4 protein-coding genes and 4 tRNA genes are annotated in these 6,514 nt (G+C 57.5%); 7 read left to right on the top strand and 1 reads right to left on the bottom strand.

The genetic code is table 11. From position 1 onward, the window contains the following. Positions 1–172: 172 nt before the first annotated feature. Positions 173–1,195: an outer membrane protein assembly factor BamD gene (locus ACRESJ_RS31020; RefSeq protein ID WP_431761308.1), complete on the bottom strand. Its 1,023-nt coding sequence runs from the start codon at positions 1,193–1,195 to the stop codon at positions 173–175. Between the two features lie 151 nt (positions 1,196–1,346). On the opposite strand from ACRESJ_RS31020, the gene rluD reads away from it, so the two are divergent. The 7 genes from rluD to ACRESJ_RS30985 all read left to right on the top strand — a co-directional run bounded on the left by rluD (position 1,347) and on the right by ACRESJ_RS30985 (position 6,477). Then, positions 1,347–2,309 (top strand): 23S rRNA pseudouridine(1911/1915/1917) synthase RluD, encoded by a 963-nt coding sequence (gene rluD / locus ACRESJ_RS31015; protein ID WP_431761307.1) that lies wholly within the window; start codon positions 1,347–1,349, stop codon positions 2,307–2,309. After that, entirely contained in the window at positions 2,306–3,025 is a 720-nt protein-coding gene (gene pgeF / locus ACRESJ_RS31010) for a peptidoglycan editing factor PgeF (RefSeq protein WP_431761306.1), read from the top strand. Before rluD ends, pgeF begins: the two co-directional genes overlap by 4 nt. A gap of 166 nt (positions 3,026–3,191) precedes the next feature. Then, entirely contained in the window at positions 3,192–5,756 is a 2,565-nt protein-coding gene (gene clpB / locus ACRESJ_RS31005) for an ATP-dependent chaperone ClpB (RefSeq protein WP_431761305.1), read from the top strand. Between the two features lie 306 nt (positions 5,757–6,062). Beyond that, a tRNA-Asn gene (locus ACRESJ_RS31000) sits at positions 6,063–6,138 on the top strand. Between the two features lie 9 nt (positions 6,139–6,147). Then, positions 6,148–6,224, top strand: a tRNA-Pro gene (locus tag ACRESJ_RS30995). 5 nt (positions 6,225–6,229) lie between these two features. Then, positions 6,230–6,305 (top strand) — tRNA-Lys (locus tag ACRESJ_RS30990). Positions 6,306–6,400: 95 nt separating this feature from the next. Continuing rightward, positions 6,401–6,477 (top strand) — tRNA-Pro (locus tag ACRESJ_RS30985). Positions 6,478–6,514 lie beyond the last annotated feature (37 nt).

Below are 6,514 nucleotides of genomic sequence, written 5' to 3'. Positions count from 1 at the left end.
AAAGGAAGGAAAGTATTAATATCGCGCATAAGAACGCCGGTTTGTTAGATGTGTTTGCTCGCACGAACATCATCAATCAAATCGGCGTTCTTGTTTCTGTGTTTCCCGGGATTCCGTGAAGAACCATAAAAAAGGGAGACTAAAAGTCTCCCTTTGCGTACCGCCGGTCGTGTCAGTCGAACACGCCAAAGGTCATGTAGCTGAACCACGAACGGTCTTCATTGTTGCCTTCAGCTTCGTGATCCTCTTCCTTGATCACGTCGCCGTCTGCATTTTTAGGCTTGAGTTCGCTAGGGATCGCGTCTTTCGCGTCCTGGAATTGTTTCTGCACGTCCTGGTTGGCGCGGGTCTCTCCCGGCGGCAGCGGAGGACGGGATTCGATCAGGCCCAGGGTGGCCTTGCTCAGCCACGAACGGTTGTCGGCTTCGGCAACCGATGGCACGAACTGACCATCCACAAGGCTCGGGTGGTTCGGGTAGTTGAGCTTCAGGGTTTCCAGGCTGGTGGCTGCCAGATCGTCCAGGTGCAGACGCTGGTAGGACTCGGTCATCACCGCCAGGCCGTCGCCGACCGAAGGGGTTTCCTGGAAGTTTTCAACCACGTAGCGGCCACGGTTTGCAGCTGCAACATAGGCCTGACGGGTCAGGTAATAGTCGGCAACGTGGATCTCGTAGGCTGCCAGCAGATTGCGCAGGTAGATCATGCGCTGCTTGGCGTCAGGCGAGTAGCGGCTGTTCGGGAAGCGGCTGGTCAGCTGGGCGAACTCGTTGTAGGAGTCGCGGGCGGCGCCCGGGTCACGCTTGGTCATGTCCAGCGGCAGGAAGCGCGACAGCAGGCCAACGTCCTGATCGAAAGACGTCAGACCTTTGAGGTAATAAGCGTAATCGACGTTTGGATGCTGTGGATGCAGGCGAATGAAGCGCTCCGCGGCGGCTTTTGCAGCCTCCGGTTCAGCATTCTTGTAGTTGGCGTAGATGAGTTCGAGTTGAGCCTGGTCAGCATAACGACCGAACGGATAACGCGATTCCAGAGCCTTCAACTTGGCGGTAGCACTGTTGTAGCTGTTGTTGTCCAGATCAGCCTGAGCCTGTTGGTACAACTCGACTTCACTCAGGTTCTCGTCTACGACTTCCTTCGATGAGCAAGCAGCGGTCAATGCGAGGATGGCGATCAGCAGCAGGTGTTTCACTTGCATAGCGGCTTGCGTCCCTATGACGGCCGCTGTCTTGGGCGTGGCCGTCCTGTTATGATGAGCGCCCCGTTGAGTAGCCTCGGGGCAAAAGACGCCGTATTTAACCACAAGCGCGCAGCCGAAACCAAAGGCTGTGCCGACGCCTAGTCTGAGCATGTCCGATAAAATTGAACTCCGCGCAGAGGTGCCGTCCGATTTGGGCGGCCAACGCCTCGATCAAGTCGCCGCACAATTATTCGCTGAGCACTCGCGCTCGCGCCTTTCCGCCTGGATCAAAGAGGGCCGCCTGACTGTGGATGGTGCGGTCATCCGACCGCGTGACATCGTTCACGGTGGCTCCATTCTGGAGCTGACTGCCGAGCAGGAAGCCCAGGGTGAATGGGTCGCCCAGGACATCGAGCTGGACATCGTCTACGAAGATGACGACATCCTGGTGATCAACAAGCCTGCAGGCCTGGTGGTACACCCTGCCGCCGGGCATGCTGATGGCACCTTGCTCAACGCCTTGTTGCACCACGTGCCGGACATCGTCAATGTGCCCCGCGCAGGTATCGTGCACCGCCTGGACAAGGACACCACCGGTTTGATGGTGGTGGCCAAGACCATTCAGGCGCAGACAAAACTTGTCGCTCAATTACAGAGCCGCAGTGTCAGCCGTATCTACGAATGCATCGTGATCGGCGTAGTGACTGCCGGCGGCAAGATCAATGCGCCGATCGGTCGTCACGGCCAGCAGCGTCAGCGCATGGCTGTAATGGAAGGTGGCAAGCCGGCCGTCAGCCATTACCGCGTACTGGAACGCTTCCGCTCTCACACCCACGTGCGGGTGAAGCTGGAAACCGGTCGTACGCACCAGATTCGCGTGCACATGGCGCACATCAACTTCCCGTTGGTCGGAGACCCTGCCTACGGCGGTCGTTTCCGAATCCCGCCGGCCGCCAACCCGACCATGGTCGAGTCGTTGAAGCACTTCCCGCGTCAGGCCCTGCATGCACGGTTCCTGGAGCTGGATCACCCGACGACCGGTCAACGTATGAGCTGGGAATCGCCGTTGCCGGAAGATTTCGTCTGGTTGCTGACCCTGCTCAAGCAAGACCGCGAGGCGTTCATCGGATGAGTGACTGGCTGATTCCAGACTGGCCCGCGCCGGCCGGGGTCAAAGCCTGTGTCACCACCCGAGCGGGCGGCGTCAGCCTGGCGCCGTTCGACAGCCTCAACCTTGGCGATCATGTCGACGACAGCCCTGAGGCTGTCGCCGAAAATCGCCGTCGTCTTACCGAACAATTCTCCATACAACCGGCCTGGCTGCAGCAGGTCCACGGCATTGTCGTGGCCCATGCCGACCCAAGCCAGGTGGTCACTGCCGACGCCAGCTGGACGTCGACACCCGGTATCGCCTGCACGGCGATGACGGCTGATTGCCTGCCTGCATTGTTTTGTGACCGTGCCGGTACCCGTGTCGCGGCCGCTCATGCGGGGTGGCGCGGGTTGGCGGGTGGCGTGCTAGAAGCCACACTGGACGCACTCGCCACGGCCCCCGAAGAGGTGCTGGTCTGGCTTGGCCCGGCCATCGGCCCGCAAGCCTTCGAAGTTGGCCCTGAAGTGCGCGAGACCTTCGTTCAGCAATTGCCGCAAGCGGCAGATGCCTTTGTGCCAAGTCAAAACCCCGGCAAGTACATGGCCGACATCTATATGCTGGCTCGCCTGCGTCTGGCTGCGCGCGGCGTCACTGCCGTCTACGGTGGCGGTTTCTGCACCGTGTCCGATCCGCGCTTCTTTTCTTATCGCCGCGCTTCCCGCACCGGTCGCTTCGCCTCCCTAGTCTGGTTGTAGTGCCTTGTCTCGAAAGAGACAGGACACGACCGCTAGACTTGCTTGACCTGCATCAACATCACGACGCTTGAATCTTCCAGAATCGACCACATCTATTGTGGTATCTGGCAGGTTTCTTCATTCAGGATGTTCTATAGGTCCGGCCTGCTCAAAAGGAAGGTGACCCATGCGTATAGACCGTTTAACAAGCAAATTGCAGTTAGCTTTATCCGACGCCCAATCACTGGCCGTCGGTCTTGACCATCCGGCCATCGAGCCGGCGCACTTGATGCAAGCCTTGCTCGAACAGCAAGGTGGCTCGATCAAGCCCCTGCTGATGCAGGTGGGCTTCGACGTCAACAGCCTGCGTAAAGAGCTGACCAAAGAGCTCGACCAGCTACCGAAAATCCAGAATCCGACCGGCGACGTCAACATGTCGCAGGACTTGGCACGTCTGCTCAACCAAGCCGACCGCCTGGCTCAGCAGAAGGGCGACCAGTTCATCTCCAGCGAGCTGGTACTGCTCGCGGCCATGGACGAAAACAGCAAGCTCGGCAAGCTGTTGCTCGGTCAGGGCGTGAGCAAGAAAGCCCTCGAAAATGCGATCAATAACCTGCGTGGTGGTGAGGCCGTCAATGACCCTAACCACGAGGAGGCGCGTCAGGCGCTGGATAAATACACCGTCGACCTGACCAAGCGTGCCGAAGACGGCAAGCTCGATCCGGTGATCGGCCGTGATGACGAAATTCGCCGGACGATTCAGGTGCTGCAACGCCGCACCAAGAACAACCCAGTGCTGATCGGTGAGCCGGGCGTTGGTAAAACCGCCATCGCCGAAGGTCTGGCCCAGCGCATCATCAACGGCGAAGTGCCGGACGGCCTCAAGGGCAAGCGTCTTCTGTCCCTGGACATGGGGGCGTTGATTGCCGGTGCCAAGTATCGCGGTGAGTTCGAAGAACGCCTGAAATCCTTGCTCAATGAACTATCGAAGCAGGAAGGGCAGATCATTCTGTTCATCGACGAACTGCACACCATGGTCGGCGCCGGTAAAGGCGAGGGCTCGATGGATGCAGGCAACATGCTTAAGCCAGCCTTGGCACGTGGCGAACTGCATTGCGTCGGTGCAACCACGCTTAACGAGTACCGCCAATATATAGAGAAGGATGCCGCTCTTGAGCGACGCTTCCAGAAAGTATTGGTGGACGAGCCAAGTGAAGAGGACACGATTGCGATTTTGCGTGGCCTGAAAGAACGCTATGAAGTGCACCACAAGGTGGCGATCACCGACGGCGCGATCATTGCGGCGGCCAAGCTCAGCCATCGCTACATCACTGACCGGCAGTTGCCGGACAAGGCCATCGACCTGATCGATGAAGCCGCCAGCCGCATCCGCATGGAGATCGACTCCAAGCCGGAAGTGCTGGACCGTCTGGAACGTCGCCTGATTCAGCTGAAGGTGGAATCCCAGGCGCTGAAGAAAGAAAGTGACGACGCCGCGAAAAAGCGTCTGGAAAAATTGCAGGAAGAAATCGCTCGTCATGAGCGTGAGTACTCGGATCTCGAAGAAATCTGGAACTCGGAAAAAGCCGAAGTTCAGGGTTCTGCGCAGATTCAGCAGAAGATTGAACAGTCCCGTCAGGAACTGGAAGCCGCTCGCCGCAAAGGCGACCTGAACCGCATGGCCGAGTTGCAGTACGGGGTAATCCCGGACCTGGAGCGCAGCCTGCAAATGGTCGACCAGCATGGCAAAGCCGAAAACCAGTTGCTGCGCAGCAAGGTGACTGAAGAAGAGATCGCCGAAGTCGTATCGAAGTGGACCGGGATTCCCGTGTCGAAGATGCTCGAAGGCGAGCGTGAAAAGCTGATGAAGATGGAAAGCCTGTTGCACCAACGTGTGATTGGCCAGGAAGAAGCGGTGGTTGCGGTTTCCAACGCGGTACGGCGTTCCCGTGCCGGGTTGTCCGATCCTAACCGGCCGAGTGGCTCGTTCATGTTCCTCGGCCCCACCGGTGTCGGTAAAACCGAGCTGTGCAAGGCGCTGGCCGAATTCCTCTTTGATACCGAAGAGGCGATGGTGCGAATTGATATGTCCGAGTTCATGGAGAAGCATTCCGTGGCTCGCTTGATCGGCGCGCCACCTGGCTATGTCGGCTATGAAGAGGGCGGTTATCTGACTGAGGCGGTGCGTCGCAAGCCTTACTCGGTGATCCTGATGGATGAAGTCGAGAAAGCGCACCCGGACGTGTTCAACGTCTTGCTGCAAGTGCTTGAGGACGGTCGTCTGACTGACAGCCATGGCCGCACGGTGGACTTCAAGAACACCGTCATTGTCATGACGTCCAACCTGGGGTCGGTACAAATCCAGGAACTGGTCGGTGATCGTGAGGCGCAGCGTGCGGCGGTGATGGATGCGATTTCCTCGCACTTCCGGCCGGAGTTCATCAACCGGGTCGACGAAGTGGTGATCTTCGAGCCATTGGCGCGAGATCAGATCGCTGGTATTACCGAGATCCAGTTGGGTCGCCTGCGTAGCCGCCTGACCGAGCGGGAGCTGAAGCTTGATCTCAGCCCTGAAGCCATGGATAAGCTGATCGCGGTAGGGTACGACCCTGTGTACGGCGCACGGCCGCTCAAACGAGCTATCCAGCGCTGGATCGAAAACCCGCTGGCGCAGTTGATTCTGTCGGGCCGATTCATGCCCGGGGACACTGCCCACGGTGTGGTGGAAAACGAAGAAATCGTCTTCGTCTGATCCCCGACGGCAGGAAAATTGAAAAGGCCTCGCATTGCGAGGCCTTTTTTTCGTTAGGCTGTTGAACTCTAAGGAAAAGGCTTGTAAAGTGCGCCCCGCAGTAAGTCACCCGCCAGGGTTTCAGCCTTCCAGGCAGGAATCTAAAATAAGTTGCAAATCATTAACTTGAAAGCAATTTAGGGGGTTGACAGAGGTTCTGAAGATTGTAGAATAGCGCGCCTCAGACACACGAACGCAGCGATGCGAACGAGTCGAAGAGAACGCAGTAAAGCTTCACCGTTGTAGATGTAAATTGAAATGTGTAGTTCCGTGATAGCTCAGTCGGTAGAGCAAATGACTGTTAATCATTGGGTCCCAGGTTCGAGTCCTGGTCACGGAGCCAATTTCAAACCGGGGTATAGCGCAGTCCGGTAGCGCGCCTGCTTTGGGAGCAGGATGTCAGGAGTTCGAATCCCCTTACCCCGACCATTTTTGGGTCGTTAGCTCAGTTGGTAGAGCAGTTGGCTTTTAACCAATTGGTCGTAGGTTCGAATCCCACACGACCCACCATTTTTGAAACCAGTTAACACTGGGATTGAATCTTAAGATCAGACGCCAAAAGCTCTGTTCGCAGAAGGCGCCTCTTGAGGGTGCCTTTTTTTTACCGGGGTATAGCGCAGTCCGGTAGCGCGCCTGCTTTGGGAGCAGGATGTCAGGAGTTCGAATCCCCTTACCCCGACCATATTAAAAATCCTCGTATCGAAAGATACGGGGATTTT

Source organism: Pseudomonas sp. (genome assembly GCF_050739655.1).
Lineage (GTDB): Bacteria > Pseudomonadota > Gammaproteobacteria > Pseudomonadales > Pseudomonadaceae > Aquipseudomonas.
Note: the sequence above shows the minus strand (reverse complement) of the source record. Positions and strands in the feature narration are given on the sequence as shown.